Raw genomic sequence first — 25,534 nt, forward strand, 5'->3', positions numbered from 1 at the left:
CGCGGGACATCATGGGGACCCGGTGCGACCGGCCGTCTCGAAATGTGATCCGTTCCACGGATGCCACCGGGAAGGCGACCCTGACCGACGTAGGGTTGATCCTGGGATGGTCCGTGGGACGACCACACCCCGGACAGCCGCCTCGAAGGAGGTCCAGTTCAGTGACCAGCCAGGTCAGCAGCCCAGCGGAGCAGACCGACGGAACCGTCGTGGGAGAGCAGCGCAAACCGGGCGGAGCCAAGGACGTGCGGCGCCTGGACCGGGTGATCATCCGGTTCGCCGGGGACTCGGGTGACGGTATGCAGCTCACCGGGGACCGTTTCACCTCGGAGACGGCGTCCTTCGGGAACGACCTCTCCACCCTCCCGAACTTCCCGGCCGAGATCCGCGCCCCCGCCGGCACCCTGCCGGGCGTCTCCTCGTTCCAGCTCCACTTCGCCGACCACGACATCCTGACCCCGGGTGACGCGCCGAACGTGCTGGTCGCGATGAACCCGGCCGCCCTGAAGGCGAACATCGGCGACCTGCCGCGCGGCGCCGAGATCATCGTGAACACGGACGAATTCAGCAAGCGGGCCCTGCAGAAGGTGGGGTACGAGGACTCGCCGCTGGAGGACGGCTCGCTCGACGGCTACCAGCTCCACCCGGTGCCGCTGACGACGCTCACGGTGGAGGCGCTGAAGGAGTTCAGCCTGTCCCGCAAGGAGGCCGAGCGCAGCAAGAACATGTTCGCGCTGGGCCTGCTGTCGTGGATGTACCACCGGCCGACCGAGGGCACCGAGAAGTTCCTGAAGTCGAAGTTCGCGAAGAAGCCGGACATCGCCGAGGCGAACATCGCCGCGTTCCGGGCGGGCTGGAACTTCGGCGAGACGACGGAGGACTTCGCGGTCTCCTACGAGGTCGCCCCGGCCACCCGGGCGTTCCCGACGGGCACGTACCGCAACATCTCCGGGAACCTGGCCCTGGCCTACGGTCTGGTGGCCGCGTCCCGGCAGGCGGACCTGCCGCTGTTCCTGGGCTCGTACCCGATCACCCCGGCCTCGGACATCCTGCACGAGCTTTCCAAGCACAAGAACTTCGGTGTGCGGACCTTCCAGGCGGAGGACGAGATCGCGGGCATCGGCGCGGCGCTCGGCGCGGCGTTCGGCGGTTCCCTCGCGGTGACGACGACGTCCGGGCCGGGTGTGGCGCTGAAGTCGGAGACGATCGGCCTGGCCGTCTCCCTGGAGCTGCCGCTGCTGGTCGTGGACATCCAGCGCGGCGGTCCGTCGACGGGTCTGCCGACCAAGACGGAGCAGGCGGACCTGCTGCAGGCGATGTTCGGCCGCAACGGCGAGGCCCCGGTGCCGATCGTGGCGCCGATGACCCCGGCGGACTGCTTCGACGCGGCGCTGGAGGCGGCCCGGATCGCGCTTGCCTACCGCACGCCGGTGATGCTGCTGTCCGACGGCTACCTGGCCAACGGCTCCGAGCCGTGGCGGATCCCGGACCTGGAGGAGCTGCCGGACCTGCGGGTGCGGTTCGCGTCCGGTCCGAACCACACGCTGGAGGACGGCACGGAGGTCTTCTGGCCCTACAAGCGGGATCCGCAGACCCTCGCCAGACCGTGGGCGGTCCCGGGCACGCCCGGGCTGGAGCACCGCATCGGCGGCATCGAGAAGCAGGACGGCACGGGCAACATCTCCTACGACCCCGCCAACCACGACTTCATGGTCCGCACCCGCCAGGCGAAGATCGACGGCATCGAGGTCCCGGACCTGGAGGTCGACGACCCGCACGGCGCGAAAACGCTGGTCCTGGGCTGGGGGTCCACCTACGGGCCGATCACCGCGGCGGTACGGCGGCTGCGGGCGGCCGGCGACTCGGTGGCGCAGGCGCACCTGCGCCACCTCAACCCCTTCCCGCGCAACCTCGGACACGTGCTCGAGCAGTACGACAAGGTGGTCGTCCCCGAGATGAACCTGGGGCAGCTGGCCACCCTGATCCGCGCGAAGTACCTGGTCGACGCCCACTCCTACAACCAGGTCAACGGCATGCCGTTCAAGGCGGAACAGCTCGCCGCGGCGCTGAAGGAGGCCATCGATGACTGACGCCACCAACGGGCTGCTGCAGCTGGTGCCCAAGGCCGAGGCGAAGCAGTCGATGAAGGACTTCAAGTCGGACCAGGAGGTGCGCTGGTGCCCGGGCTGCGGTGACTACGCGATCCTCGCCGCCGTGCAGGGCTTCATGCCCGAGCTTGGCCTGGCGAGGGAGAACATCGTCTTCGTCTCCGGCATCGGCTGCTCGTCCCGCTTCCCGTACTACATGAACACCTACGGGATGCACTCCATCCACGGCCGCGCCCCCGCCATCGCCACCGGACTCGCCTCCTCCCGGCAGGACCTGAGCGTATGGGTGGTCACCGGCGACGGCGACGCCCTGTCCATCGGCGGCAACCACCTCATCCACGCCCTGCGACGCAACGTCAACCTGAAGATCCTGCTGTTCAACAACCGGATCTACGGACTCACCAAGGGCCAGTACTCCCCCACCTCCGAGGTCGGCAAGATCACCAAGTCGACGCCGATGGGATCACTGGACGCCCCGTTCAACCCGGTGTCCCTCGCCATCGGCGCGGAGGCGTCCTTCGTCGCCCGCACCATCGACTCCGACCGCAAACACCTCACCGAGGTGCTCCGCGCCGCCGCCGGCCACCCGGGCACCGCCCTCATCGAGATCTACCAGAACTGCAACATCTTCAACGACGGCGCCTTCGACGCCCTGAAGGACAAGCAGCAGGCCGAGGAGGCACTGATCCGGCTGGAGCACGGACAGCCGATCCGCTTCGGCGCCGACGGCTCCCGCGGGGTCGTACGGGACCAGCGGACCGGTGACCTGAAGGCCGTCACGGTGACCGCGGAGAACGAGGCGGACGTCCTCGTGCACGACGCCCACTCCGCGTCCCCCACCACCGCCTTCGCGCTCTCCCGGCTCGCCGACCCGGACACCCTGCACCACACCCCGATCGGCGTCTTCCGCTCGGTGGAGCGTCCGGTCTACGACACGGCGATGGCCGACCAGCTCGACACCGCCGTCGAGCAGAAGGGCAAGGGCGACCTGGCCGCCCTGCTCGCCGGTGGCGACACCTGGACGGTCGTCGGCTGAGTCCGCCGCCGTTCTACGAAGCCCGGGACCTGAGTTCCCGGGCTTCGTCGTACGCCCGGCGGGCCTTCTCCACCTCGGCCATGCGTGCGTCGGTCCACCGCGCCAGGGCGCGCACCTGCTCCGCCGCCTCCCGGCCGAGGCCGGTGAGCGAGTAGTCGACCCGCGGCGGGATGACCGGCTTGGCGTCCCGGTGGACCAGGCCGTCGCGCTCCAGGGTCTGGAGGGTCTGGGTGAGCATCTTCTCGCTGACGGTACGGCCGCCGGACCGGCCGACCGCCCGGCGCAGCTCGCTGAACCGGTACGGCCGCTCCAGCAGCTCGATCAGGACGAGGACACCCCAGCGGCTGGTGACGTGCTCCAGGACGAGGCGGTGGGGGCACAGCGCCTCGGCATCCGCCGTCTGCTTGCTTACCGACATGCCAGTACCTTACTTCAAAGTGGGTACTTTCGTTTGGTTAGCGCAGTCCCTAAGGTGAGTGGCATACGGCCCACCGAACCCCGGCACCCAAGGAGTCCCCCACCATGAGCATCGTCGTCACCGGAGCCACCGGACACCTCGGCCGGCAGGTCGCGGAGCAGCTGCTGGAGAAGGTCCCGGCGGAGCGGATCACCGCGGTCGTGCGCGACAAGGAGAAGGCCGTCGGCCTCGCGGCACGGGGAGTGCGTCTCGCCGTCGCCGACTACAACGCCCCCGAGACCTTCGACGGCCTGTTCTCGGCCGGGGACCGGGTCCTGCTGATCTCGGGCAACGAGTTCGACAAGGGCCGGGTGCGGCAGCACGAGGTCGTCATCGACGCGGCGCGGGCCGCGGGCGTGGCCCTGCTCGCGTACACCAGCGCCCCGGGCAGCCTGCGGGCCGCGCTCGCCGACGACCACCGCGCCACCGAGGAGGTGCTGCTCGCCTCCGGCCTGCCGTACAGCCTGCTGCGCAACGGCTGGTACCACGAGAACTACACCGAGAACCTGGCACCGGTGCTGGAGCACGGCGCGGTCGTCCAGGCCGCCGGCGACGGCCGGATCTCCTCGGCCTCCCGCGCCGACTACGCGGCCGCCGCGGTCGCGGTGCTCACCGGCGAGGGGCACGAGAACACGACGTACGAGCTGGGCGGTGACGTGGCGTGGGGCTTCGCCGAGTACGCCGCCGAGCTGAGCCGGCAGACCGGCAGGGAGATCGTCTACAACCCGGTCTCCGTGGAGGCCCTCACCGGCATCCTGACCGGCGCCGGGCTGCCCGCGCCGCTGGCCGCGATCCTGGCCGGCGTGGACGCCTCCATCGAGAAGGGCGAACTGGCCGTCTCCTCCGGCGACCTGTCCCGGTTGACTGGCCGGCCCACCACCCCGTTGGCGGACGCCGTCGCCGCGGCCCTCAAGGACTGACCCCCTACGGCGCCCGGAGGGGGGACGCCGGCGGACGGAATCTCCCAGGTCAGCCCCTTCCGGCACACCCGGCCCCCGGCTGTCATGACCGTATGGCGATACGGGCATGACAGCCGGGGGTGCTCGGCGTTACCTTCGTTCTCGCGTGCCTGACATGAGAGGGAGGGGCCCGTGGCCGGGACATCCAAGGGCGAACACCGAACAGGCCTGCTGAACGGCTTCGCCGCGTACGGCATGTGGGGTCTGGTCCCCCTGTTCTGGCCGCTGCTCAAGCCCGCCGGAGCGGTCGAGATCCTCGCCCACCGCATGGTGTGGTCCGCGGTCTTCGTCGCCGCCGCCCTGCTCTTCGTGCGCCGCTGGGCCTGGGCCGGGCAGCTGCTGCGCCAGCCGCGCCGGCTCGGACTCGTCGCGGTGGCGGCGGCCGTCATCACCGTGAACTGGGGCGTCTACATCTGGGCCGTGAACTCCGGCCACGTCGTCGAGGCGTCCCTCGGCTACTTCATCAACCCGCTCGTCACCATCGCGATGGGTGTGCTCCTGCTGAAGGAGCGGCTGCGGCCCGTGCAGTGGGCTGCGGTCGCGACCGGCTTCGCCGCCGTGGTGGTCCTGACGGTCGGCTACGGCCGGCCGCCGTGGATCTCGCTCTGCCTGGCCTTCTCGTTCGCCACCTACGGCCTGGTGAAGAAGAAGGTCGCCCTCGGCGGCGTCGAGTCGCTGGCCGCCGAGACCGCGATGCAGTTCCTGCCCGCGCTCGGCTACCTGCTGTGGCTCGTCGCGCACGGCGGCAGCAGCTTCGTCGACGACGGCCCCGGGCACGCGACCCTGCTCGCCTCCACCGGCCTCGTCACCGCGCTGCCGCTGGTCTGCTTCGGCGCGGCGGCGATCCGCGTGCCCCTGTCCACGCTCGGCCTGCTGCAGTACCTGGCGCCCGTCTTCCAGTTCCTGCTCGGCATCTTCTACTTCCACGAGGCCATGCCGCCCGAGCGCTGGGCCGGATTCGGTCTGGTCTGGCTGGCGCTGGTCCTGCTCACGGGCGACGCGCTGCGCTCCGCCCGCCGCGGGGCCCGGGCGCTCAAGGAGAGCGGTGGCGTGCCGGCCGCGGTGTCCGGCAGCCCGGTCGCGGCCGGTGCCACCGCGGTGACCGGGACCGCCGTCGCGGCGGGTGCCGCTCTCGCGACCGGCGCGGTGGCCGCCGGGCCGGAAGCGGAGAGCCTGGCCTCCGCGCCCGGCCCGGACCCCGAGGTCGCGACACCGTGACTCCGGGCACGCGGGGGCGACGGTGGATTGGGCCGGGCGGAACGGCACGGAACACGTTCGTCCGGCGGGCGGTCGCGGCTATAAGTGGTCACCATGACCCAGGCACCCGCCCCCACGCCCGCCCCGCTGCACTGGAAGCTCGTCGTCGACGCGGGCGACCCGCACACCCAGGCCGACTTCTGGGCCGCCGCACTGCACTACACGGCCGAGGACAACAGCGCCCTGATCGAACAGCTGCTGTCCGCCGGCGCGCTGCCCGGTGCGGCCACCGTGGAGTACCACGGCCGGCCCGCCTTCCGTGACCTGATCGCCGTACGGCATCCCGACGACCCGTACGACCCGCGGACCGGCACCGGGCTCGGGCGGCGGCTGCTGTTCCAGCGCGTGCCGGAGACGAAGACGGCGAAGAACCGGCTCCACCTCGACCTGCACACCGGCCGGGGCGAGCGCCCGGCGGAGGTGGCGCGGCTGGCGGCACTGGGCGCGCACGTGCTGCACGAGGTGAAGGAGCCCTCCGGCGAGTGGGTGGTCATGGCCGACCCCGAGGGCAACGAGTTCTGCGTGCACTAGGGCCTGTCGTTCGGATCAGGGCGGCCTGGCTCACGGTGCCTTGTCTGCCGACCCGCGACGCGGGCATGATCCAAACAACAGGCCCTAGGCCCGCCGCCGCCCGTACGGCGGTGGGCGGGCCCTGCGGTACGGGCGCGCGGACGCCCGTACCCGTACGCCGTTACGCCTGTGCGGCGCGGGCCGCCCGGTCGGTCAGGCGGACCATTCGGGCGCGGGCGGAGTCCAGGGGGCGCGGGTCGTCGGCCGCGGGGCCGGGCTCGGCGCCGAGGCCCGTCCACAGCTCGATCAGGTCGCGCCCCAGCCGCAGGCCCTCCTCGGGATCGCGCACCGCGCGCCAGGCGGTCGCCGCGCTCTGCACGTTGCCGTAGGCCGCCTCGGCGTCCCCCGCGTCACGGCGGAGCCGGGCGAGGTCGAGGGACTGGCTGAAGGCGCGGACCGGGTCGCCCGCCAGGTAGGCGATGTAGGCGTTCAGTTCGCGCAGGTGCAGGACCTCGGTGTGGTGCGGGCCCAGCACGGTGGACGCCTCGGTGACCGTGCGGTCGGCGAGTTCCGCCGCCGTGTCGATGTCGCCCGCCCGTACGGCCTCGTTGATGCGGGTCATCGGCTCGGTGAGCAGCTCGGCCCCCTCCGCGGTCTCGGTCAGGGGACCGTCCCCGAGCACCTCCTCGGCGACGGCGTCGAACCCGCGGGGCGGGGTGTGGGTGGGGGCGGAGGGGATCTCGGGCTCGCGCTCGGCGGCACGGGTCCGGGGCATGTCGGTGCGCGCCACCGGCTCGCCGGCGAGGACCGCCGACACGTCCATGACGGGCGTGGGCAGGTCCAGGACGGGCGTGGGCAGGTCCGGCACCGGCGGGACCACCTCCGCGACCGGGGCCGCGGCCACGGCGAGCGGGACGGCGTCCACGACCGGCGGGGCCTCGTCGAGGACGGGCGGGGCCGCGTCCATGACGGGCGCGGGGCCGAACTGCCCGGTCGGCGCCAGGACGGTCCCCGGCGGCAGCGGCTGCCGGTCCGGAGTCCGCTCCGAGGCCGCCGGCTCCTTGCGGCGGGCCAGCCGGACCGGCTCCCCGGCGACCCGGCTGGAGCCGTCCGCCGAGACCTCCAGGGGCACCACGCAGCCCGCGCTGTCGTCGTGCACGCTGGCGCGTATGGGCGTGCCGAGGCTGATGGCCAGGCGCTGCAGGTGGTTCAGGACGGCCTGCTGGATCTGCTCGCCCGGTGCCGCCACGACGGACGCGCCGCCCACCGAGGCGCTTCCCGCGCCGAACACCCGCACGGCCACCACCGCCGGGTGCGCCGCGGGCTGCTGCACCCGCTTCTTCTCGAAGCTGAGTCGAGACATCGGTTTCCCTCACTCCCCCGGCGTCACGATCCGGTCGTACGCGTCCCTGTCGTCCAGTGTGGACTTCCCCCACGCCCTGTGCGTCACCGTGACGTCACAGCCTCGCACCAGCCACCCTGGAGAAAGTTGCTTGCATGTGCATATAATGCGTGCGTCTTTATTTCTGTGCCGACATCGCTCGTCTGGGGGACCCATGAGCCGCCGCTTCCTCTTCGTCCTGGGCAGTGCCCGCGCCGAGGGCAACACCGAACTGCTGGCCCGCCGGGCCGCCGAACAGCTGCCCGCTGACGTCGAACAGCGCTGGATCCACCTCGCCGAGCAGCCGCTGCCGGACTTCGTGGACCTGCGGCACGACAGCGAGTACGTCCGTCCGCCGTCGGACACCGCGACCGGCCGGCTGCTGGACGCCACCCTCGCGGCCACGGACATCGTGATCGCCTCGCCCCTTTACTGGTACTCGGTGTCCAGCCTCACCAAGACCTACCTGGACCACTGGTCCGGCTGGCTGCGCACCCCGGGCGCCGACTTCAGGGCGGCGATGGCCGGACGCACCCTCTGGGGCGTCGCCGCACTCGCGGACGAGGAGCCGTCCGTCGCCGACCCGTACGTGGGCACGCTCAACAACTCGGCCGCCTACCTGAAGATGCGCTTCGGCGGGGTCCTGCTCGGCAACGGCAGCAAGCCCGGCGACGTCCTGACGGACACCGGGGCACTGACCCGCGCGAAGACGTTCTTCGCGCAGGACGCGCCGCTCGCCCGCTTCCCGCACCGGACCGCGTAGGGCCGCGCCGCCCCCGGGACCGTCACCGGGGGCTACGCGCTGATGTCCTTCGCCGCGAACCGCGCCCAGGCCGCCGAGCCGAACACGGCCGCGTACAGGGCCTGGAGTTCGAGGTTCTTCGTCAGGTCGTCCCAGTAGACGGGGTCGCGCATCAGATCGGCGAAGGACAGCCAGTAGTGCGGGAAGAGGTACGGCTGCAGCGCGTGCAACTGGGGGATCTGGTCGAGGATCTGCACGGTGATCAGCAGGCCCACGGTGGTCGCCATCGCCGCGATGCCGCTGCCGGTGAGGGTCGACACGAACAGGCCGAGCGCGGCCACCCCGATCAGGGACGCGGCGACGGCCAGGGCGATCAGCAACGCCCGGCCCAGGCCTTCGGCGAAGCCGATCCGGGTGCCGGAGATCGTCGTCAGATCGCCGAGCGGGAAGAGCAGGGCGCCGACGATCAGCGCCGAGACGGCGACGACCAGCGTCGCCAGCAGGCAGAACACCATCACGGTCGTGTACTTGGTCAGCAGCAGGCGGGTGCGGCCGGCCGGGGCGACCAGCAGGTAGCGGAGGGTCCCCGCGCCCGCCTCCCCCGCGATCGCGTCGCCCGCGACGACGCCGACGGCCATCGGCAGGAAGAACGGCAGCGTCGCCGCCAGTGCCGTGAACACCAGGAACAGGCCGTTGTTGGTGATCTGCGAGATGAACGCCGGACCGCCGCCCCCGCCCGCCGACGAGCCGCCCCTGGTCTCGATCTTCACCGCGATCCCCACCAGCACCGGAACCGCCGCCAGCACGCCGAGCAGGGCGAGCGTGCGCCAGCGGCGGACCGTGGTGACGATCTCGCTGCGCAGCAGCCCGAAGGTCCACAGCGGACGCGGCCGCCGTACGGCCGCCTCCCCGGGCGGCGCGGGAACCGGCGCGCCGGCCCCGCCGGCCGGGCCCGGGGCCTTCTCAGCCCGCGACATCGAAACCCTCCCCGTCAGTGCCACGAACGCGTCCTCCAGCGAGGCCCGTTCGAGTGTGAGCCCGCGGACGCGCACGCCCGCGCCGACCAGGGCCGCGGTCACCTCGGCGAGGTCCCGCGCGGGCGGCTCGCCGGTGACCCGGTCGCCGTCCGCGGTGACGTCCCCGACGCCCTGCTCCTTGAGCACCCGGGCCGCGTCGGCCGCGTCCGGGGTGAGCACGACCAGCCGGCCGCGCGCGCCGGCCGCCAGGTCGGCGACCGCGCCCTGGGTGACGAGCCGGCCCCGCGTCATCACCGCCGCGTGCGTGCAGACCTGCTCGATCTCGTCGAGGAGGTGCGAGGAGAGGAAGACGGTCGTGCCGTCGGCGGCCAGTTCCCGGATCAGCGTGCGGATCTCCCGCATGCCCTGCGGGTCGAGGCCGTTGGTCGGTTCGTCCAGGACGAGCAGTCTGCGCGGCTGGAGCAGCGCCGCGGCCAGCCCGAGGCGCTGCTTCATGCCGAGCGAGTACGCCTTCGCCTTCTTGCCCGTGGCGGCCGCGAGGCCCACCCGGTCCAGGGCGGCGGCGACGCGGACGCGCCGGGTGCGCGGGTCGGCGGTCGGGTCGGCGGCGTCATAGCGCAGCAGGTTGTCCCGGCCGGACAGGAAGCCGTACAGGGCGGGGCCCTCGATGAGCGCGCCGACCTGCGGCAGGACCGCACGGGCCGCCCGTGGCATGGGGCGGCCCAGCACCCGGGCCGTGCCCGAGGTCGGCTCGATCAGGCCCATCAGCATGCGGATGGTGGTGGTCTTGCCGGAGCCGTTCGGGCCGAGGAAGCCGAAGACGCTGCCGGCCGGGACGGTCAGGTCGAGACCGTCCACGGCGAGCTGTCCGCCGCGGTAGCGCTTGGTGAGTCCGCGCGTGGCGATGACGCCCTCGGGCGCCTCCGCCGGGTCGTGCTCCCGCGCGCCCTCGGGGTCGTGCCCCTCCCGTTGCGTGGCGGACGGTGCGTCCATCGGCTCCCCCCTCGAATCCTCGTGCCCGGGAAGGGTTACTTCCCCGTGTCCGCCGCCTTCACCAGGGCCTCCTTGGTCACCGCGCCGGCGTAGACCTTGCCGTCGTCGGTGATCAGGGCGTTGACCAGGCGGGTGGAGAACACCGTGCCCTTGCCGAACTTGCCGGAGACCTGCTCGCCGAGCGAGCCCAGGAAGCCGCCCAGGTCACCGCCCTGGGAGCCGGTGGGCAGGCCGCCGCCGGCGCCGGTGTCGAAGGTGGCGACGGACGTCCAGCCCTTGCCGATGACGGTGGCTCCGTCCAGGCCCTTGCCGAAGTCCTCCCCGCCCTTGCCGAAGTCGTCGCCGCCCCGGTGGGCGTGCTCCCGCCCCTTGGGGCCGTCCTGGTCCTCGGTGACCTTTGCACCCTTGGGCGGGGTGAAGTCGAAGGTCGAGGCCGTCGGCTCGGCGAAGGAGACCTGGGTGAAGCCCGCGTCGAGGACGGCGGCCCCGCCGCTCCTCGGCGTCAGCGTGAACTTCAGCGGCGTACCCGTCTTCGCGTCCACCGCGATGCTGATCGCACCGACCGTGCTGCCGGACTGCTTGGGCTTGATCAGCAGCTTGTAGGCGTCGCGGCCGGCGACCCGCATGGTGCCGTCGACGGTGACGGACGTGGTGTCGTCCACCGACTTCAGCGCCTCACCGGCGAAGTCCTCGGGCGTGGCGGGCGGCTTGGCCCGGTGGGCCTGGCCCGAGTCGGCCGCCGTGGAGTGGTAGACCTCGTTGCTCTTGCTGTCGTAGCCCCAGACGTCCTTGCCGTCGTGGATGAGGCTGTACTCGGCACCCCGCTCCAGCAGGGAAAGCTTCTGCCGGTCCGGGCCGTCGGCCGCCACGCGCAGGGTGTGGCTGCCGCTGACCAGCTCGGTGAGCTTGGACTGCGGGTCGGCGGAGGAGCCGTCGCCGGAGCCCGGGGCCGCCCCCGAGGCGAGGCTGTTCTCCAGGCCGCCGAGGTCCGGCAGGCCCAGATCGGTGTTGATCTTCACGGTGCCGGACAGCTGCTGCGTGTCCGACTTGGCCATCTTCTCGATGAGCTGCTGTGCGCTGATCCTGGGCAGGTCGGGGTCGCCTGAGTCGGCGAGTGCCGGGACCAGCCCGATCGTGGCCGCCGCCACCCCCACCACCGCGACCGGTACGGCGTACCGCGCGGCCTTGCGCCGGCCGGAACGCGCGTCCTCGTCCCGCGCCGCGCCCGCTGCGTCGTCGGATTCGTACGGTGCCATGTGTGCGTTACCTCCGTCGTCGGCGGCGGCTGTCCTCACGCTGGTCCACCTGAGCCGCCATTCTCACCCGAATCGGTGAGGAGTGGTGATTTCCGTGGTGTCCATCTGACCAAATCGGCCGTGAGGAAGCGTCAGACTGCGGCAGCAACTCGGTGTACGCCTGCGGTATGACACGTGGGGGCGGCGTCTCCCCCTACCCGTAGGGGTCGGCACCGCTTTCCCTGGGGGAGGGACCGTCCAGGGTGCCGCTCCGAGGGCGCCGCTCTGTCGGCACCCTTCCGTGGGCGCCGTTCTATGGACGCCCTTCCGAGGGCGCCGTTCCGCGGGGCCGGCGGCCGCTCCGCAGGCGCCGTTCCCCATGCCCGGCCGGACTAGCCGGCGCGGTGCACCACCGCGTCGCACAGCTCGATCAGCGCCGCCTTGGCATCGCACTCGCGCAGCGGCGCCAGCGCGGCCCGCGCCTCCTTCGCGTAGCGGATCGTGTCCTGGCGGGCCTGCTCCAGCGCGGGGTGGGCACGCAGCGCGGCCAGCGCCTCGGCGTGCCGGGCGTCGTCGCTGAGGTCGGAGTCCAGCAGCTCGCACAGCGCGATGTCCTCGGCCAGTCCGAGCCGGGCGGCCCGCTCGCGCAGCCGGAGCACGGGCAGCGTCGCGATGCCTTCGCGCAGGTCGGTGCCCGGGGTCTTGCCGGACTCGTGGGAGTCGGAGGCGATGTCCAGGACGTCGTCCGCGAGCTGGAAGGCGACCCCGAGCCGCTCGCCGTACTGGGTGAGCACGTCGACGATCGTCTCGTCGGCGCCGGACATCATCGCGCCGAACCGGCAGGAGACCGCGACCAGCGAGCCCGTCTTGCCGCCGAGTACGTCCAGGTAGTGATCGACCGGGTCGCGGCCGTCCGTGGGACCGGCCGTCTCCAGGATCTGGCCCGTGACCAGCCGCTCGAACGCGAGGGCCTGCACCCGGACCGCCTCGGGGCCGAGGTCGGCGAGGATCTGGGAGGCCCGGGCGAACAGGAAGTCGCCGGTCAGGACCGCGACGGAGTTGCCCCAGCGGGTATTGGCGCTGTCCACGCCACGGCGCACGGCCGCCTCGTCCATCACGTCGTCGTGGTACAGCGTGGCGAGGTGGGTCAGCTCCACGACGACGGCCGAGGGCACGATCCCCGGTGCGTAGGGGTCGCCGAACTGGGACGCGAGCATCACGAGCAGCGGACGGAACCGCTTCCCACCGGCTCGTACGAGGTGCTGCGCGGCCTCCGTGATGAACGGGACCTCGCTCTTGGTGGCCTCGAGCAAGCCTTCCTCGACAGCCGTCAATCCGGCCTGGACATCGGCTTCCAGAGCCTGGTCCCGCACGCTCAGCCCGAACGGCCCGACGACGGTCACGAGGGGTCTCCTGTCTGCTGGTGTCTGCTGGCGCTTACGCGGTTTGTCGATAGGTCGCTGCCATCACTCAAGTCAGCGTATCCGGTCCTCTTTCGATCACCGATAGCGCCCACCGGTCCAGCCTGGGCGGTATCGGATCATGACCGGTATGGTTTTGATCGGTTGGTAAGAACGGATATTTATCGACTTAACAGGAATCCGTGCACTTTGTCGCGAACCGCGACGTGAGCGGAGTAATACCGACGCCACCCCGCGAGCACCTTCGAGTGCCACGCGACCACCCCTGGAGTACGCCGGGGGCGCGCCGGGAGCGGCAACCCACTCGGACGCAACGGACACAACGGGCACATCGGGCGGGCAACGACCCCCGTCGTCCATCCGGGCACCCCCTTCCCCTCGTCGCCGCACTTCGCCTCTTCACGTGCCGCGGCCACCACCACAACGACCGGCGCCACGTCACGGGTTCCGCCAAATGCCGCCTCAGCCGTAAATCACCTGAATCCCTCATGTCTGATTTGCATTATTTTGCTATTTCGTGAGTTGGCTCACTCGGGCGGAGGAACCACCCTCACCCACCGACACCCCCTTCTCCCCTTGCCCTACTGGCGAGTTGAGAGTTGGCAACCGCAAAGGATCAAGCGTCTCAAAAGCCACAGACCAAGGTCAAATAGGGTGTTGTGTGAATCCGGTACTTGTTCCCGACATGTGCTCTCGCATACGTTCCGGGCCGTCGGGCGGACGCCTAATCCTGCCGCCGCCCGCGTAACCCATCGACGAACTCATTTCGTACGGCAGGAGCGGGGGACCCAGGTAAGTCATCGCCGTACCGGTCGGCACACGTCGCACCGGAACGGCTGGGGTGAAGCCGTGCCTCCCCAGGGCACGGCCGGGCACCTCCCCGCCCGAACCCGACAGCTCACCTCGCAGGCGACGGAGAGGAACTTCCCCATGCCTGCTGCCGCTCAGCCCCGCCGCACCCGGAACAACCGCCTCGTCCGCACCCTGGCCGTCCTCGGGACCGGCGCCGCCGTCCTCGCCCTGCCGCTCGTCGGCGCCACGAGCGCCGCCGCGGCCCCCACCACCGCCACGACGGTCTCCACCACCCCCGCCGGGTACCCGAACAACCTCGACGGCTGGATCCGCGAATCCCTCGCGATCATGGCCGAGAAGAAGATCCCGGGCACCTACAACGGCATCTACCGCAACGTCATGCGGGAGTCCTCCGGCAACCCCAACGCCATCAACCTCTGGGACTCGAACGCCGTCAAGGGCACCCCGTCCAAGGGCCTCCTCCAGGTCATCGACCCGACCTTCGCGACCTACCACGTCGTCGGCACCTCCTTCGACCCCTACGACCCGGTCGCGAACATCACCGCCGCCTGCAACTACGCGGCCGCGCGGTACGGCTCGATCGACAACGTCTTCGGCGCGTACTGACGGACGGGTCCGGCCCGTACCGGCGGACGCACCGGGCACGTTCCGGCGGACGTGCCCGGCGCGCACCGGCGGCGGACCGGAACCCGTCCGGCATCCGCACCCGACGCCCGGCGGACCGGAGCGCACCGGCACCTGACGGACCGGCGCGCACCGGCCTCCGGCCGAACGGAGCGGTGCCGAAGGGCCGGTCACCCGGCCGGGAAGAGTCCTTCGAGGACGACGGCCACGCCGTCGTCCTCGTTCGACTCGGTGACCTCGTCGGCCACCGCCTTGAGTTCGGGGTGCGCGTTGGCCATGGCCACGCCCCGCGCGGCCCAGTCGAACATCGGGATGTCATTGGGCATGTCCCCGAAGGCCAGCGCGCGTTCCGGGCCCACGCCGAGCCGCTCGGCGGCCAGCGCGAGCCCGGACGCCTTGGTCACCCCGCGCGGCTGGAGCTCCACGGTGCCCGGCCCGGACATGGTGACGGTCGCCAGCGAGCCGACCGCCGCGCGCGCGACCGCCGCCAACTCGTCGTCGCACAGGGTGGCGTGGCGCAGCAGGACCTTGCTGATGGGCTCGCACCACAGGTCGTCGCGCCGGCCCACCCGGAGGGCGGGCAGCGTGGGATGCGGCATCAGATAGCCGGGCTCGATGAGGGTGAGCCCGTCCACCCCGTCCTGGTCGACGGCCGCGAACACCGGGCCCACCTCCGCCTCGATCTTGCCGAGCGCGGTCTCGGCCAGCTCCCGGTCCAGCCGGACCGACCACAGCAGGCGGTCCGCCGCGGCGTCGTAGACCTGAGCACCCTGTCCGCACACCGCGAGCCCGGTGCAGCCGAGGTTCGCCAGCAGCGGTCGTACCCGCGGAGCCGGCCGGCCCGTCACCACCAGATGCCGGGCGCCCGCTCGCGCCACCCGCGCGAGCGCGGCGAGCGACCGGTCGGAGACGGTGTCGTCGCCGCGCAACAACGTCCCGTCCAGGTCGGTGGCGATCAGTGCATATGCCGGGGTGGGTGCCATGATCAGAGAATACGGACACCGCGCCCCGCCGACTCACCTCTCTCGCCACGTACTTACGTGCTGCTCGGCCCCAAGTGGCGTACCCCGCACCATCGATGGCCGAGGCACACCTCAGCCGTGCCGCGCGCCGGGTGCTCCGCCAGGCGCGGGCAGGCGATCTCCGTGCCGCGCGCGAAGCGCATCACCGGACCGCCGTACGAGGACGCCGCCGGAAGCCCCGGTGAGGTCCGGGCCGGGCACCGAGAAGACACAGCCGGGGCCGAGCCTGGGCGTGCGGCGCCTCAGCGCGACCGGAGCTGCGGGAGGCACAGTCCCAAGAGCTGCGAGAGGCACTGCCCAAGACACGCATCTCAGCCGTAACGTGTGGCGCGACCACATGGAACGCATCGCCATGCATGGCTCGGATGAGAGTGAGGCAGTACCCCCATGCCCCCCTTCGACGTCCCCGAGGGCGACCCCTTCGGCCCGCACAACCTTCCCTACGGCGTGTTCTCGCCCTCCGGCAGCACGGAGCGCAGGGTCGGCGTCCGGCTCGGGGACCACGTGCTCGACGCGGGCGCCGCGGCCGCCGCGCTCGGCTCGCCGCACCACTCGCTGCTGGCGCAGCCCACCCTCGACGCGCTGCTCGCCGCCGGGCGCGCGACCTGGTCCGACGTGCGGCGCGCCCTGACGGAGTGGGTGACGTCGTCCGCGCACCGGCCGACGATCGAGCCGCTGTTCCACCCCCTGTCGACGGTCACCCTCCACCTGCCCTTCCAGGTGGCCGACTACGTCGACTTCTACGCCTCGGAGAACCACGCCCGGAACGTCGGCCACATCTTCCGTCCGGACGCCGAGGACTCCATCACCCCCAACTGGAAGCACCTGCCGATCGGCTACCACGGCCGCTCCGGCACGGTCGTCGTCTCGGGCACCGACGTCATCCGGCCGTCCGGCCAGCGCAAGGGCCCCGGTGACCCCGCCCCCGTCTTCGGCCCGTCGATCCGGCTGGACATCGAGGCGGAGGTCGGCTTCGTCGTGGGCGCGCCCTCCGAACTGGGCCGGCCGGTCGCGCTCGGCGACTTCCGCGAGCACGTCTTCGGGCTGTGCCTGCTGAACGACTGGTCCGCGCGCGACATCCAGGCCTGGGAGTACGTCCCCCTCGGCCCGTTCCTCGGCAAGTCCTTCGCCACCTCGGTGTCGGCCTGGATCACGCCGCTGGAAGCGCTGGACCACGCGCGCGTGGCGCCCCCGGAGCGCACGTACCCGCTGCTGCCGTACCTGGACGACTCGGCGCCGGACATCGAGCCCGGCGGCTACGACCTGCGGATCTCCGTCGCCATCAACGGCCACGTGGTGTCGGAGCCGCCCTTCTCGACCATGTACTGGACCGCCGCGCAGCAGCTCGCCCACATGACGGTGAACGGCGCCTCGCTGCGCACCGGCGACCTGTACGGCTCCGGCACGGTCAGCGGTCCCGAGGAGGCCCAGCGGGGTTCGCTGCTGGAGCTGACGTGGAACGGCCGCGACCCGCTGGAGCTCCCCGACGGCAAGAGGGCCTTCCTGGAGGACGGCGACGTGGTGACGATGTCGGCGTGGGCCCCGGGTCCCGACGGTCGGCGCGTCGCCCTGGGCGAGGTCAGCGGGCGCGTCGTGTCGGGCTGAGCCACCACCTGAGCCCGTGCCCGGCATGCCGGGGAACGCGGGACTTCGCGGCCCGGGCGCGGACGCCCGGGCCCGCTGCGGAAGAGGTGCGGCAGGCTGTCCGAGGGCCTGACTCCTGCCGCCCTTCTTCGTCATACTGACGGGGACACGCACCACAGGCGGCGCGCCGCCGCGCGCCGCGCTCTCCGTACCACCGAGACCCGCACCCCTCTCCGACCAGGAACCGGAGCCCCGGCATGACCGTCTGCCTGCTCCTGCTGAGCGTCGTCGCTCTGACGGCCGCCGTGCCCATCCCGCGCGCGCTGACGCGGGCAGCCTGGACCGAGCGGGATCCCGTGGTCGCGCTGTGGGTGTGGCAGTGTCTCGTCGCCACCGTCCTGCTGTGCTGCCTGACCGCTCTGGTGCTGGGAGCGGCAGCCGTCTTCCACACCGTGCGCGACCACGTGTTCGCCCCCGCCCCTCCCGCCGTCACCGCCGCGTACGACCTCTCCGCCGCACCGGTGTGGGCGGCCGTGCTCACTCTGCTGCTGGCGTGCGGGGCCGCCTGGACGACGGCGATGCTGGCCCGGGAACTCGTCGAGGCCCGCCGCAGCCGCGGCCAGGCCCGGGCGCACCTGCGCGAACGCGCCCCCGACCTGCCCGCCGGACTGCCCGCGGCACGCGGGCCGATGCTGGTGCTGGAGGACGAGTACCCGGACGCCTGGTGGATGCCGGGGCACCCACCGCAACTGGTCGTCACCACGGGGGCCCTGCACCGGCTCACGCACCACCAGTTGGACGCCGTCCTCACCCACGAACGCGGCCACGCGCGCGCCCACCACGACTGGCTGCTGCACCTGTCCACCGCACTCGCCACGGGCTTCCCGCGCGTCCCGCTCTTCGCCCACTTCTGCGACCAGACACACCGCCTGGTCGAACTGGCCGCGGACGACACCGCGTCCCGGCGCTGCGGGCACCTCACCACGGCCCTCGCCCTGATCGAGCTGAACCAGCACCGAGGTGTCCTCTCCTGCGCCTCCAGCCACCGCCTCCTCGGCGAGCGCGTGGACCGCCTGCTGGAGCCCCCGCCGCGACTGCTGCGCCGGCACCGGGCCCTGACGACGACGGTGGCCGCGCTGGTGCCCCTGCTGCCCCTGCTCATCACCTTCGCGCCGGGGCTCACGGCACTGTCATGATCCGCGGGTGGTTACGGTGGCGCCGTCGCGGCCGGCCCACTGTCGGAACCGGCGCCGCGGGGGTGGGAGCCGGCGACCGGGGGGTGGCCGGAGCCGGCGCCGGGTTGTGAGTCGGTGGCAGATCTACCTCGCGGATCACCTGAAAGCGCAGGTCAGAAGCGTTTTCCACACCCCCTCACCTGGCGCAACACTTCAGCAACACCCCTTTCCCCACCTTCTCGGTATGGTTCCAGCCATGCCACCCACCGACCGCCCCCGCGACCATGCCGGTCAGGGCGCAGCGACCACCGTCGCCGCCCACCGCACGCGTCGCCGGCTGCGTGCGGACCGGGCCCGGCAGCTCGCCGACCTGCTGCGCCGGCAACTCCTCACCGGCGCCTACAAGGACGGCACCCTCCCCCACGAGTCGACCCTCGCCACCGACTACCGCGCGACCCGCAACACCGTCCGCCAGGCCCTGGACCTGCTGCGGGCGGAGGGTCTGGTGGACCGGTTGCCCGGGGTCGGCACCGTGGTCGTCGCCCGTAAATACCCGCACGGGCTCGACCGTCTGATGGGCCTCGCGGAAACCCTCCGCGAACACGGCCGCGTCACCAACGAGGTCCGCACCATGGGCCCCTCCCCCGCACCCGCCCCGGTCGCCGAGCGTCTCCACGTCGCGGCCGGCGCCGACGTCCTGTGCATCGAACGTCTGCGCCGCCTCAACGGCCTGCCGCTCTCCCTCGACCTGACCTACATCCCGCTCGACATCGGCACCGCCCTGCTCGACGCCGACCTGGAGAACACCGACGTCTTCCGGCTGCTGGAGACGATCACCGGCCGGCCTCTGGGCCACGCCGAGATCACTCTGGAGGCCGTGAACTCGGACGCCCACTCCGCGGCCGTGCTCGAGGCCCCGCGCGGCACCGCCGTGCTGATGCTGGAACGCCTCACACATCTCGACGACGGCCGGCCCGTGGACCTGGAGTTCATCCGCTTCCGCGGCGACCGCATCACCATGAGCGGCCTGCTCCACCGGTCGTAACGAGCCGCCCGTACGCCTTCCACGCGTGTGCGCATTCCCGCCCGCACGCGACCCTGCCTGCACGTTTCCTGGAGACAGCCATGCCCTTGGTGCCCCAGCGGGCCGACGTGCCCGTGACCATCGACGAGTCGAAGTGCATCGACGGCTGCACCCTCTGCGTGGACATGTGCCCGCTGGACTCCCTGGCCATCGACACCAGCAGCGGCAAGGCGTACATGCACGTCGACGAGTGCTGGTACTGCGGCCCGTGCGCGGCCCGCTGCCCCACCGGAGCCGTAACGGTCAACATGCCCTACCTGCTCCGCTGACCTTCCGAACCGCTCCGGTGAGAGGCCCGACCACCATGAAACGCACGGCAGTTTCCCTGTCCGCCGCCGCTCTCCTCCTGCCCCTGTCCGCCTGCGGCGGCAGTGCCGAGGCGGGCAGCGGCTCCACGGTCACCGTGACCGTCGGCTACCAGTCCAAGACGATCAACACCGTCACCGCGGGCACCTTGCTGCGTTCCCTCGGGTACTTCGAAAAGCAGCTCAACTCCCTGCACGACGGCCACACCTACAAGGTCGACTGGCAGGACTACGCCACCGGCGCACCGATCACCGCCCAGATGACCGCCGGGAAGATCGACATCGGTTCGATGGGTGACTTCCCGCTGCTGCTCAACGCGGCCCGCGGCAAACAGCTCGGCCGCCCCACCCACCTGGTGTCGGTCACCGGCTACAACCTGCGCGGCGGCCTCAACACCGTGGTCACGGCACCGCACTCCCAATTCACCTCGCTGAAGGACCTCGAAGGCAAGAAGGTCTCCACGAGCATCGGCTCCGCCGCGGACGGCACTCTCGTACGGGCCCTGCAGCGCGCCGGCATCGACCCGAACAAGGGGATCTCCAAGCTCAACCAGCAGCCCGCGGTGGGTGCTTCCGCGCTCTCCGCCGGCAGCGTGGACGCGCTGTCCCAGTTCGTCGCCTGGCCCGGCCTGCTCGCCTACCAGGGCAAGGCGAAGGCCCTGTACGACGGTGCCCGGCTGAACCTGCCCACCTTTCACGGGGTCACCGCGCGCGAGGACTTCGCCGAACAGCACCCGGCGGTCATGACGGCCTTCCTCAAGGCGCAGGCGCAGGCGACGGACTACCTCAACGGCCGGCCCGTCGCCGCCGCCGAGAAGGTCGCCGAGGCCACCGGACTGCCCGCCGAGGTCGTCTACCTGTACAACGGCGCGCACGGCATCGCCACCTTCGACCCCGCCGTCAAGCCGCAACTGGTCTCCGCGCTGAAGCAGGACGTGTCCGTGCTGAAGGCCGCCGAACTCACCGGGGACGTCGACGTCGACTCCTTCGTGGACGACCAGTACGTGAAGAAGGCCCTCGGCACGTCGTACGCCAAGCGGCTCGCCGCGTCGCCCCCGCCGGCCGCGAGCGAGGTGTGGGTGAAGGGCAGTGAGAAGACGGTCTCCTTCAAGACCCCGAAGAAGCTTCTGGCCTACGTGGCCGGGCACCGCGACGCCGTCCGCGCCGCCTACGTGCCCGACACCACCACCGGCACGCTGTGGTTCGCCGACAAGGCGGTCTGGGTCGCCGACGGCGGACAGGTGCTGCCGTTCGTCGCCCCGGACACCGCGCAGGAGTACGTCTCCGCCCACGGCGGCGCCCGCACGGTCTCCTACCGTGCGGCCCTGGAGCAGGCCTCATGACCCGGCGGCCCCTGGCCCGGTATCTGCTGCGGACGGCGTCCCTCGCCGTCGCCCTGGGCCTGTGGCAGCTGCTGACCAGCCTTGACGTCGACCTCTGGCTGCGTTTCTCGCAGTTCCCGACGGTCACCGATGTCGCCCACGCCTTCGCCGACCGGGTCTCCGGCGCCGACTACTGGACCGATCTGACCGACAGCCTCACCCGCATACTCACCGGCTTCGCGCTCGCGGCCGTCCTGGGCGTGGCCACCGGTGTGCTCGTCGCCCGCTCGCGCCTCGCCGAAGATCTGCTCGGCCCTGTGCTGGAGGTGATCCGGCCGATCCCGGCCATCGCCCTCGTGCCGGTCGCGATCCTCCTGTTCCCCTCCAACGAGCAGGGCATCGTCTTCATCACGTGCACCGCCGCCTATTTCCCCGTGCTGGTCTCGACCCGGCACGCGGTCCGTGCGCTGACCCCGGTGTGGGAGGAGGCGGTGCGCACCATGGGTGGCGGCCGGCTGCGGATCCTGGGGTCGGTCGTGCTGCCCGGGGCGCTGCCCGGCATCTTCGGCGGGCTGTCGGTCGGCATCGGCGTGTCGTGGATCTGCGTGATCTCCGCCGAGATGATCTCCGGCCAGTACGGCGTCGGTTACCGCACCTGGCAGGACTACACGATCGTCAACTACCCGGGTGTCTTCGTCGGCATGGTCACGATCGGTGTGCTCGGCTGGCTCACCTCCACGGCCGTGGAACTCCTCGGCCGGCGACTGACCCGCTGGCTGCCCCGCACCTCGTACGTCCCCAGCGGCCGCACCCGCGCGGCCCGTCCGCTCCCCGCCCCCGCTCACGCCGATGACGACGCCGAGCACCAGCCCCAGTCCGAGCAGCAGGGCAAGGACGACACCGAGGAGGCCCGCGATGAGCACCTCGTCTGAGACCGTCAGCGCGCCAGTCGCACCGGCGCCGGAGAGAGAACGCGGCACTCGGCTCGCCTTCCGCGGCGCCGTCCTCGGCCGCCCGGACGCTGCGGTCCTCACCGACGTGGACCTGGAGGTCGCCCCCGGGGAGATCCTCACCGTCGTCGGCCCCTCCGGCTGCGGCAAGTCCACGCTGCTGCGCACACTCGCCGGGTTGCTCGCCCCGCTCGGCGGCAGGGCCGAGGCGGACGGCAACCTGCTGACGGGACCGTCGGCCGACCGCGCGCTGGTGTTCCAGGAGGACGCGCTGCTGCCCTGGCGCACGCTGCGCGGGAACGTCGAACTCCCGCTCGCCATCAGGGGCGTCCCGCGCGGCGAGCGCCGTTCCCGGGCCGAGGCCTGGCTGGAGCGGGTCGGCCTCAGCGCGCAGGCCGGACAGTTGCCGCACCGTGTGTCGGGCGGGCAGCGCCAGCGCGCCCAGTTGGCCCGTGCCCTGGCCGACAGCCCGCGTGCGGTCCTCATGGACGAGCCCTTCGGCGCCCTCGACGCGCAGACCCGTTCCGGCATGCAGGACCTGCTGGTCGAGGTGTTGCGGGGCACCGGCGCGACCGTCGTCTTCGTCACGCACGACGTGGACGAGGCCCTCTTCCTCGGCGACCGTGTGGCGCTGCTCGGCTCCGGCCGGGTGGCCGCCGTACGGGACGTGCCGCGCCCGCGGGACCGTGCGGCGTTCGACGCCCCGGCCCGCGTGGCGCTGCGCCGCGACATCCTCACCTCGCTCGGATCGTGAAAGGCACCCCGGTGACCACCCCCGCGCCCACCTCCTCGGAGATTCCCGCCGTCGCCGACGCCGAGGAACTGACCTGCGACGTCCTCGTCATCGGCGGCGGTACCGCCGGCACCATGGCGGCGCTGACCGCCGCCGAGCGGGGCGCGGACGTCCTGCTGCTGGAGAAGGCCCACGTCCGGCACTCCGGTGCGCTCGCCATGGGCATGGACGGCGTCAACAACGCGGTCATCCCCGGCCGCGCCGAGCCCGACGACTACGTCGCGGAGATCACCCGCGCCAATGACGGCATCGTCGACCAGTCCACCGTCCGTCAGACCGCCACTCGCGGTTTCGCGATGGTGCAGCGGCTGGAGTCGTACGGGGTCAAGTTCGAGAAGGACGAGCACGGCGAGTACGCGGTCCGCCAGGTCCACCGCTCCGGCTCGTACGTACTGCCGATGCCAGAGGGCAAGGACGTCAAAAAGGTCCTGTACCGGCAGTTGCGGCGGCGCGAGATGCGGGAGCGGATCCGGATCGAGAACCGGGTGATGCCCGTCCGGGTGCTCACCGCCGAGGGCCGGGCCGTGGGCGCCGTCGGCTTCAACACCCGTACCGGTGCCTTCGTCACCGTCCGCGCGGGCGCGGTGATCCTCGCGACCGGCGCCTGCGGCAGGCTCGGCCTGCCCGCCTCCGGCTACCTCTACGGCACCTACGAGAACCCGACCAACGCCGGTGACGGGTACGCCATGGCCTACCACGCCGGCGCCGAGCTGACCGGCATCGAGTGCTTCCAGATCAACCCGCTGATCAAGGACTACAACGGCCCGGCCTGCGCCTACGTCGCGAACCCGTTCGGCGGGTACCAGGTCAACCGGCACGGCGAGCGGTTCGTCGACTCCGACTACTGGTCCGGGCAGATGATGGCCGAGTTCGCCGCGGAGGTCGCGGGCGACCGGGGCCCGGTCTACCTGAAGCTCAGCCACCTCCCCGAGGAGTCGATCTCCGCGCTGGAGTCGATCCTGCACTCCACCGAGCGGCCGACCCGCGGCACCTTCCACTCGGGCCGCGGGCACGACTACCGCACCCACGACGTCGAGATGCACATCTCCGAGATCGGGCTGTGCGGCGGGCACTCCGCCTCCGGGGTCCGCGTCGACGACCATGCCCGGACGACCGTCCCCCGTCTGTACGCCGCCGGCGACCTCGCCTGCGTCCCGCACAACTACATGATCGGCGCCTTCGTCTTCGGTGACCTCGCGGGCGCGGACGCCGCGCAGTACACGGCCTACGACGGTGAGCTTCCCGGAGACCAGGTCTGCGAGGCGCACGAGTTGATCTACCGTCCGCTGCGTCATCCGGACGGCCCGCCGCAGACCCAGGTCGAGTACAAACTGCGCCGCTTCGTGAACGACTACGTCTCGCCGCCCAAGTCGGGCGCCCGGCTGTCCCTCGCCCTGGAGTCCTTCGAGCGGATGCGCGTCGACATCGCCGCGATGGGCGCCCAGACCCCGCACGAGCTGATGCGCTGCGTGGAGGTCTCCTTCATACGCGACTGCGCGGAGATGGCCGCCCGCGCCTCGCTGGCCCGTACCGAGTCGCGCTGGGGCCTCTACCACGAACGTCTCGACCATCCCGAGCGCGACGACGCCTCCTGGTTCCACCATCTCGATCTGCACAAGTCCCCCTCTGGTGCGATGGAGTTCACGGCCCGTCCCGTGGCTCCCTATCTGGTGCCGGTGGAGGGGTTCACGCCTGTCGGCGGCCCCTCCCGGCATGTGGGCGAGGTTCTTCCGGAGCACGTGGCCACGGCCGGCCCGCGCGAGGTGGCACCGGTCGCCGCCGGGCCGGCCTCCGCTCGTGCCGCCGATCCCGCCGACCCGGCCCGCGCCCGGGACACCGCCGCCTCCCCGCGGCTCCTGGAACTGCTGGAGCTCGCGGAGGCCCAGCCCGAACTGTCGGAACTGCGGTCCTACTTGGCGGACACTGAGGCCGATGTCCGCCGTACGGCGGTCTCGGTGCTGACCGAGACCGTGCCGCCCGGTACCGGTCGGGCGCTCGCCGGTGCCCTGCTGGACTCCGACGGCGGCGTCCGCGCCGCTGCCGCCGCCTCACTGCGGGAGCTCGTCGAGGCCCTGCCGCCCGAGCCCGCCCTGGGCACCGCCCTCACGGCCGCGCTCGCCCAGACCGACCCGCTGGTCCGTGCCGCCGCCCTCGATGTGCTGCGTGCTCTGCGGCTCGGTGACGCCGGGGTGTTCGCGGCCGCGCTGGACGATCCCGACATCACGGTCCGCACCGAGGCCGTGCGGGCACTCGTCTCCGTGGACGCGGTCGCGCCGCTTGCGGGCGCCGCGGACGATCCCTCCCGGGAGGTCCGGGTCACCGTGGCGAAGGCCCTGGCCGCCGTCGGCCCGGAGTCCCTCACCGCGTCCGACCAGGGGCTGCTCACCGGCACCCTGGACCGGCTCACCGAGGACGCCGATCCGCTGGTGCGCGGCGCCGCGCTCGGCTCGCTGGCCACCACCGGCTGCCCGGCGCCGCTTGCCGCCCGTGCCGTGTCCGCCCTGTCCGACCCGGCGTGGCAGGTGCGGTCCGGGGCCGCGACCGCGCTGTCGGCCGCGCCCGCCGGCACCGCGGTTCCCGCCCTCGCGAAGGCGCTCGCCGACCCTAATGCCGACGTCCGCAAGGCAGCGGTGCTGGCACTGACCCGGCACCGGTCCACCGAGCAGGCCCGGGCAGCCCTCGCCACGGCCACGGCGGACTCGGACGCGGACGTCAGGGCCTACGCGGCACGGGGGCTGTGACCTCGCCCACGGGGTGCGGCAACCCGCACCGCGGCCCGCACGGAC

General features: G+C 72.1%; 21 protein-coding genes, 1 pseudogene and 1 riboswitch. Of the genes and pseudogenes, 15 read left to right on the forward strand and 7 right to left on the reverse strand.

The window, feature by feature from the left end; genetic code table 11:
- Positions 1-161 precede the first annotated feature (161 nt).
- Positions 162-2,090, forward strand: a complete 1,929-nt coding sequence (locus tag N8I86_RS17295; protein ID WP_073901528.1) for a 2-oxoacid:acceptor oxidoreductase subunit alpha — start codon at positions 162-164, stop codon at positions 2,088-2,090.
- Positions 2,083-3,144 (forward strand): 2-oxoacid:ferredoxin oxidoreductase subunit beta, encoded by a 1,062-nt coding sequence (locus N8I86_RS17300; RefSeq protein WP_263278162.1) that lies wholly within the window; start codon positions 2,083-2,085, stop codon positions 3,142-3,144. Before N8I86_RS17295 ends, N8I86_RS17300 begins: the two co-directional genes overlap by 8 nt.
- 13 nt (positions 3,145-3,157) lie before the next feature.
- On the opposite strand, the gene N8I86_RS17305 is transcribed toward N8I86_RS17300, so the two are convergent.
- Entirely contained in the window at positions 3,158-3,562 is a 405-nt protein-coding gene (locus N8I86_RS17305) for a winged helix-turn-helix transcriptional regulator (protein ID WP_073901884.1), read from the reverse strand.
- 104 nt (positions 3,563-3,666) lie between these two features.
- Between N8I86_RS17305 and N8I86_RS17310 the strand changes: the two genes are divergently transcribed.
- The 3 genes from N8I86_RS17310 (at position 3,667) to N8I86_RS17320 (ending at position 6,348) form a co-directional block, all read left to right on the forward strand.
- Entirely contained in the window at positions 3,667-4,521 is an 855-nt protein-coding gene (locus N8I86_RS17310) for an SDR family oxidoreductase (protein ID WP_263278163.1), read from the forward strand.
- 171 nt (positions 4,522-4,692) lie between these two features.
- The gene (rarD, locus tag N8I86_RS17315) at positions 4,693-5,778 is read left to right on the forward strand and encodes an EamA family transporter RarD (protein WP_263278164.1); all 1,086 of its coding nucleotides are present in this window, start codon (positions 4,693-4,695) and stop codon (positions 5,776-5,778) included.
- Positions 5,779-5,871: 93 nt separating this feature from the next.
- Positions 5,872-6,348 carry a VOC family protein gene (locus tag N8I86_RS17320; protein WP_263278165.1) on the forward strand — a complete coding sequence of 159 codons (477 nt, stop codon included), beginning with the start codon at positions 5,872-5,874 and terminating at the stop codon, positions 6,346-6,348.
- A 160-nt stretch (positions 6,349-6,508) separates the two neighbouring features.
- On the opposite strand, the gene N8I86_RS17325 is transcribed toward N8I86_RS17320, so the two are convergent.
- A complete protein-coding gene (locus tag N8I86_RS17325) occupies positions 6,509-7,690 on the reverse strand; it encodes a hypothetical protein (RefSeq protein ID WP_263278166.1) in 1,182 nt (393 codons plus the stop codon).
- Between the two features lie 193 nt (positions 7,691-7,883).
- Here N8I86_RS17325 and N8I86_RS17330 point away from each other — a divergent pair, with 193 nt between their 5' ends.
- On the forward strand, positions 7,884-8,471 hold the full coding sequence (locus N8I86_RS17330) for a flavodoxin family protein (protein WP_263278167.1): 588 nt from the start codon (positions 7,884-7,886) through the stop codon (positions 8,469-8,471).
- A 32-nt stretch (positions 8,472-8,503) separates the two neighbouring features.
- Here N8I86_RS17330 and N8I86_RS17335 read toward each other — a convergent pair whose 3' ends face one another.
- The 4 genes and pseudogenes from N8I86_RS17335 to N8I86_RS17350 form a co-directional block, all read right to left on the reverse strand.
- A complete protein-coding gene (locus tag N8I86_RS17335) occupies positions 8,504-9,427 on the reverse strand; it encodes an ABC transporter permease (RefSeq protein WP_263278168.1) in 924 nt (307 codons plus the stop codon).
- Positions 9,414-10,420 (reverse strand): annotated as a pseudogene (locus N8I86_RS17340) (ABC transporter ATP-binding protein). The gene N8I86_RS17335 and the pseudogene N8I86_RS17340 overlap by 14 nt, the downstream one beginning before the upstream one ends.
- A gap of 35 nt (positions 10,421-10,455) precedes the next feature.
- Entirely contained in the window at positions 10,456-11,676 is a 1,221-nt protein-coding gene (locus N8I86_RS17345) for a LolA family protein (RefSeq protein WP_263278169.1), read from the reverse strand.
- Between the two features lie 371 nt (positions 11,677-12,047).
- A complete protein-coding gene (locus N8I86_RS17350) occupies positions 12,048-13,058 on the reverse strand; it encodes a polyprenyl synthetase family protein (RefSeq protein ID WP_073901876.1) in 1,011 nt (336 codons plus the stop codon).
- A gap of 761 nt (positions 13,059-13,819) precedes the next feature.
- Positions 13,820-14,003, forward strand: a riboswitch (cyclic di-AMP (ydaO/yuaA leader).
- A 3-nt stretch (positions 14,004-14,006) separates the two neighbouring features.
- Between N8I86_RS17350 and N8I86_RS17355 the strand changes: the two genes are divergently transcribed.
- On the forward strand, positions 14,007-14,495 hold the full coding sequence (locus tag N8I86_RS17355) for a transglycosylase SLT domain-containing protein (protein WP_263278170.1): 489 nt from the start codon (positions 14,007-14,009) through the stop codon (positions 14,493-14,495).
- 188 nt (positions 14,496-14,683) lie between these two features.
- Here the strand turns inward: N8I86_RS17355 and N8I86_RS17360 are convergent, their stop codons facing one another.
- On the reverse strand, positions 14,684-15,496 hold the full coding sequence (locus N8I86_RS17360; protein WP_073901874.1) for an HAD family hydrolase: 813 nt from the start codon (positions 15,494-15,496) through the stop codon (positions 14,684-14,686).
- 426 nt (positions 15,497-15,922) lie between these two features.
- Between N8I86_RS17360 and fahA the strand changes: the two genes are divergently transcribed.
- The 8 genes from fahA (at position 15,923) to N8I86_RS17405 (ending at position 25,489) form a co-directional block, all read left to right on the forward strand.
- A complete protein-coding gene (gene fahA / locus N8I86_RS17370) occupies positions 15,923-17,140 on the forward strand; it encodes a fumarylacetoacetase (protein ID WP_263278171.1) in 1,218 nt (405 codons plus the stop codon).
- Positions 17,141-17,376: 236 nt separating this feature from the next.
- A complete protein-coding gene (locus tag N8I86_RS17375) occupies positions 17,377-18,315 on the forward strand; it encodes a M56 family metallopeptidase (protein ID WP_263278172.1) in 939 nt (312 codons plus the stop codon).
- 235 nt (positions 18,316-18,550) lie between these two features.
- Positions 18,551-19,339, forward strand: a complete 789-nt coding sequence (locus N8I86_RS17380) for a GntR family transcriptional regulator (RefSeq protein WP_073901871.1) — start codon at positions 18,551-18,553, stop codon at positions 19,337-19,339.
- Positions 19,340-19,419: 80 nt separating this feature from the next.
- Positions 19,420-19,647, forward strand: a complete 228-nt coding sequence (locus tag N8I86_RS17385) for a 4Fe-4S dicluster domain-containing protein (RefSeq protein ID WP_053852588.1) — start codon at positions 19,420-19,422, stop codon at positions 19,645-19,647.
- Positions 19,648-19,682: 35 nt separating this feature from the next.
- Positions 19,683-21,026 carry an ABC transporter substrate-binding protein gene (locus N8I86_RS17390; RefSeq protein WP_263278173.1) on the forward strand — a complete coding sequence of 448 codons (1,344 nt, stop codon included), beginning with the start codon at positions 19,683-19,685 and terminating at the stop codon, positions 21,024-21,026.
- Complete coding sequence (locus tag N8I86_RS17395; protein ID WP_263278174.1) at positions 21,023-21,937, forward strand: ABC transporter permease; 915 nt, start codon at positions 21,023-21,025, stop codon at positions 21,935-21,937. The genes N8I86_RS17390 and N8I86_RS17395 overlap by 4 nt, the downstream gene beginning before the upstream one ends.
- On the forward strand, positions 21,921-22,709 hold the full coding sequence (locus tag N8I86_RS17400) for an ABC transporter ATP-binding protein (protein ID WP_263278175.1): 789 nt from the start codon (positions 21,921-21,923) through the stop codon (positions 22,707-22,709). Before N8I86_RS17395 ends, N8I86_RS17400 begins: the two co-directional genes overlap by 17 nt.
- A gap of 11 nt (positions 22,710-22,720) precedes the next feature.
- Positions 22,721-25,489, forward strand: a complete 2,769-nt coding sequence (locus N8I86_RS17405) for a fumarate reductase/succinate dehydrogenase flavoprotein subunit (protein WP_404830876.1) — start codon at positions 22,721-22,723, stop codon at positions 25,487-25,489.
- Positions 25,490-25,534: the final 45 nt, after the last annotated feature.

The sequence above is a fragment of the Streptomyces albidicamelliae genome, from assembly GCF_025642175.1.
In the GTDB taxonomy this organism is placed as follows: Bacteria; Actinomycetota; Actinomycetes; order Streptomycetales; family Streptomycetaceae; genus Streptomyces; species Streptomyces albidocamelliae.

Coding starts and splice junctions, on each gene's coding strand:
- N8I86_RS17300 (WP_263278162.1), top strand. CDS start 2,083: ATGACTGACGCCACCAACGGGCTGCTGCAGCTGGTGCCCAAGGCCGAG.
- N8I86_RS17305 (WP_073901884.1), bottom strand. CDS start 3,562: ATGTCGGTAAGCAAGCAGACGGCGGATGCCGAGGCGCTGTGCCCCCAC.
- N8I86_RS17310 (WP_263278163.1), top strand. CDS start 3,667: ATGAGCATCGTCGTCACCGGAGCCACCGGACACCTCGGCCGGCAGGTC.
- N8I86_RS17320 (WP_263278165.1), top strand. CDS start 5,872: ATGACCCAGGCACCCGCCCCCACGCCCGCCCCGCTGCACTGGAAGCTC.
- N8I86_RS17325 (WP_263278166.1), bottom strand. CDS start 7,690: ATGTCTCGACTCAGCTTCGAGAAGAAGCGGGTGCAGCAGCCCGCGGCG.
- N8I86_RS17330 (WP_263278167.1), top strand. CDS start 7,884: ATGAGCCGCCGCTTCCTCTTCGTCCTGGGCAGTGCCCGCGCCGAGGGC.
- N8I86_RS17335 (WP_263278168.1), bottom strand. CDS start 9,427: ATGTCGCGGGCTGAGAAGGCCCCGGGCCCGGCCGGCGGGGCCGGCGCG.
- N8I86_RS17345 (WP_263278169.1), bottom strand. CDS start 11,676: ATGGCACCGTACGAATCCGACGACGCAGCGGGCGCGGCGCGGGACGAG.
- N8I86_RS17355 (WP_263278170.1), top strand. CDS start 14,007: ATGCCTGCTGCCGCTCAGCCCCGCCGCACCCGGAACAACCGCCTCGTC.
- N8I86_RS17360 (WP_073901874.1), bottom strand. CDS start 15,496: ATGGCACCCACCCCGGCATATGCACTGATCGCCACCGACCTGGACGGG.
- fahA (WP_263278171.1), top strand. CDS start 15,923: ATGCCCCCCTTCGACGTCCCCGAGGGCGACCCCTTCGGCCCGCACAAC.
- N8I86_RS17375 (WP_263278172.1), top strand. CDS start 17,377: ATGACCGTCTGCCTGCTCCTGCTGAGCGTCGTCGCTCTGACGGCCGCC.
- N8I86_RS17380 (WP_073901871.1), top strand. CDS start 18,551: ATGCCACCCACCGACCGCCCCCGCGACCATGCCGGTCAGGGCGCAGCG.
- N8I86_RS17385 (WP_053852588.1), top strand. CDS start 19,420: ATGCCCTTGGTGCCCCAGCGGGCCGACGTGCCCGTGACCATCGACGAG.
- N8I86_RS17390 (WP_263278173.1), top strand. CDS start 19,683: ATGAAACGCACGGCAGTTTCCCTGTCCGCCGCCGCTCTCCTCCTGCCC.
- N8I86_RS17395 (WP_263278174.1), top strand. CDS start 21,023: ATGACCCGGCGGCCCCTGGCCCGGTATCTGCTGCGGACGGCGTCCCTC.
- N8I86_RS17400 (WP_263278175.1), top strand. CDS start 21,921: ATGAGCACCTCGTCTGAGACCGTCAGCGCGCCAGTCGCACCGGCGCCG.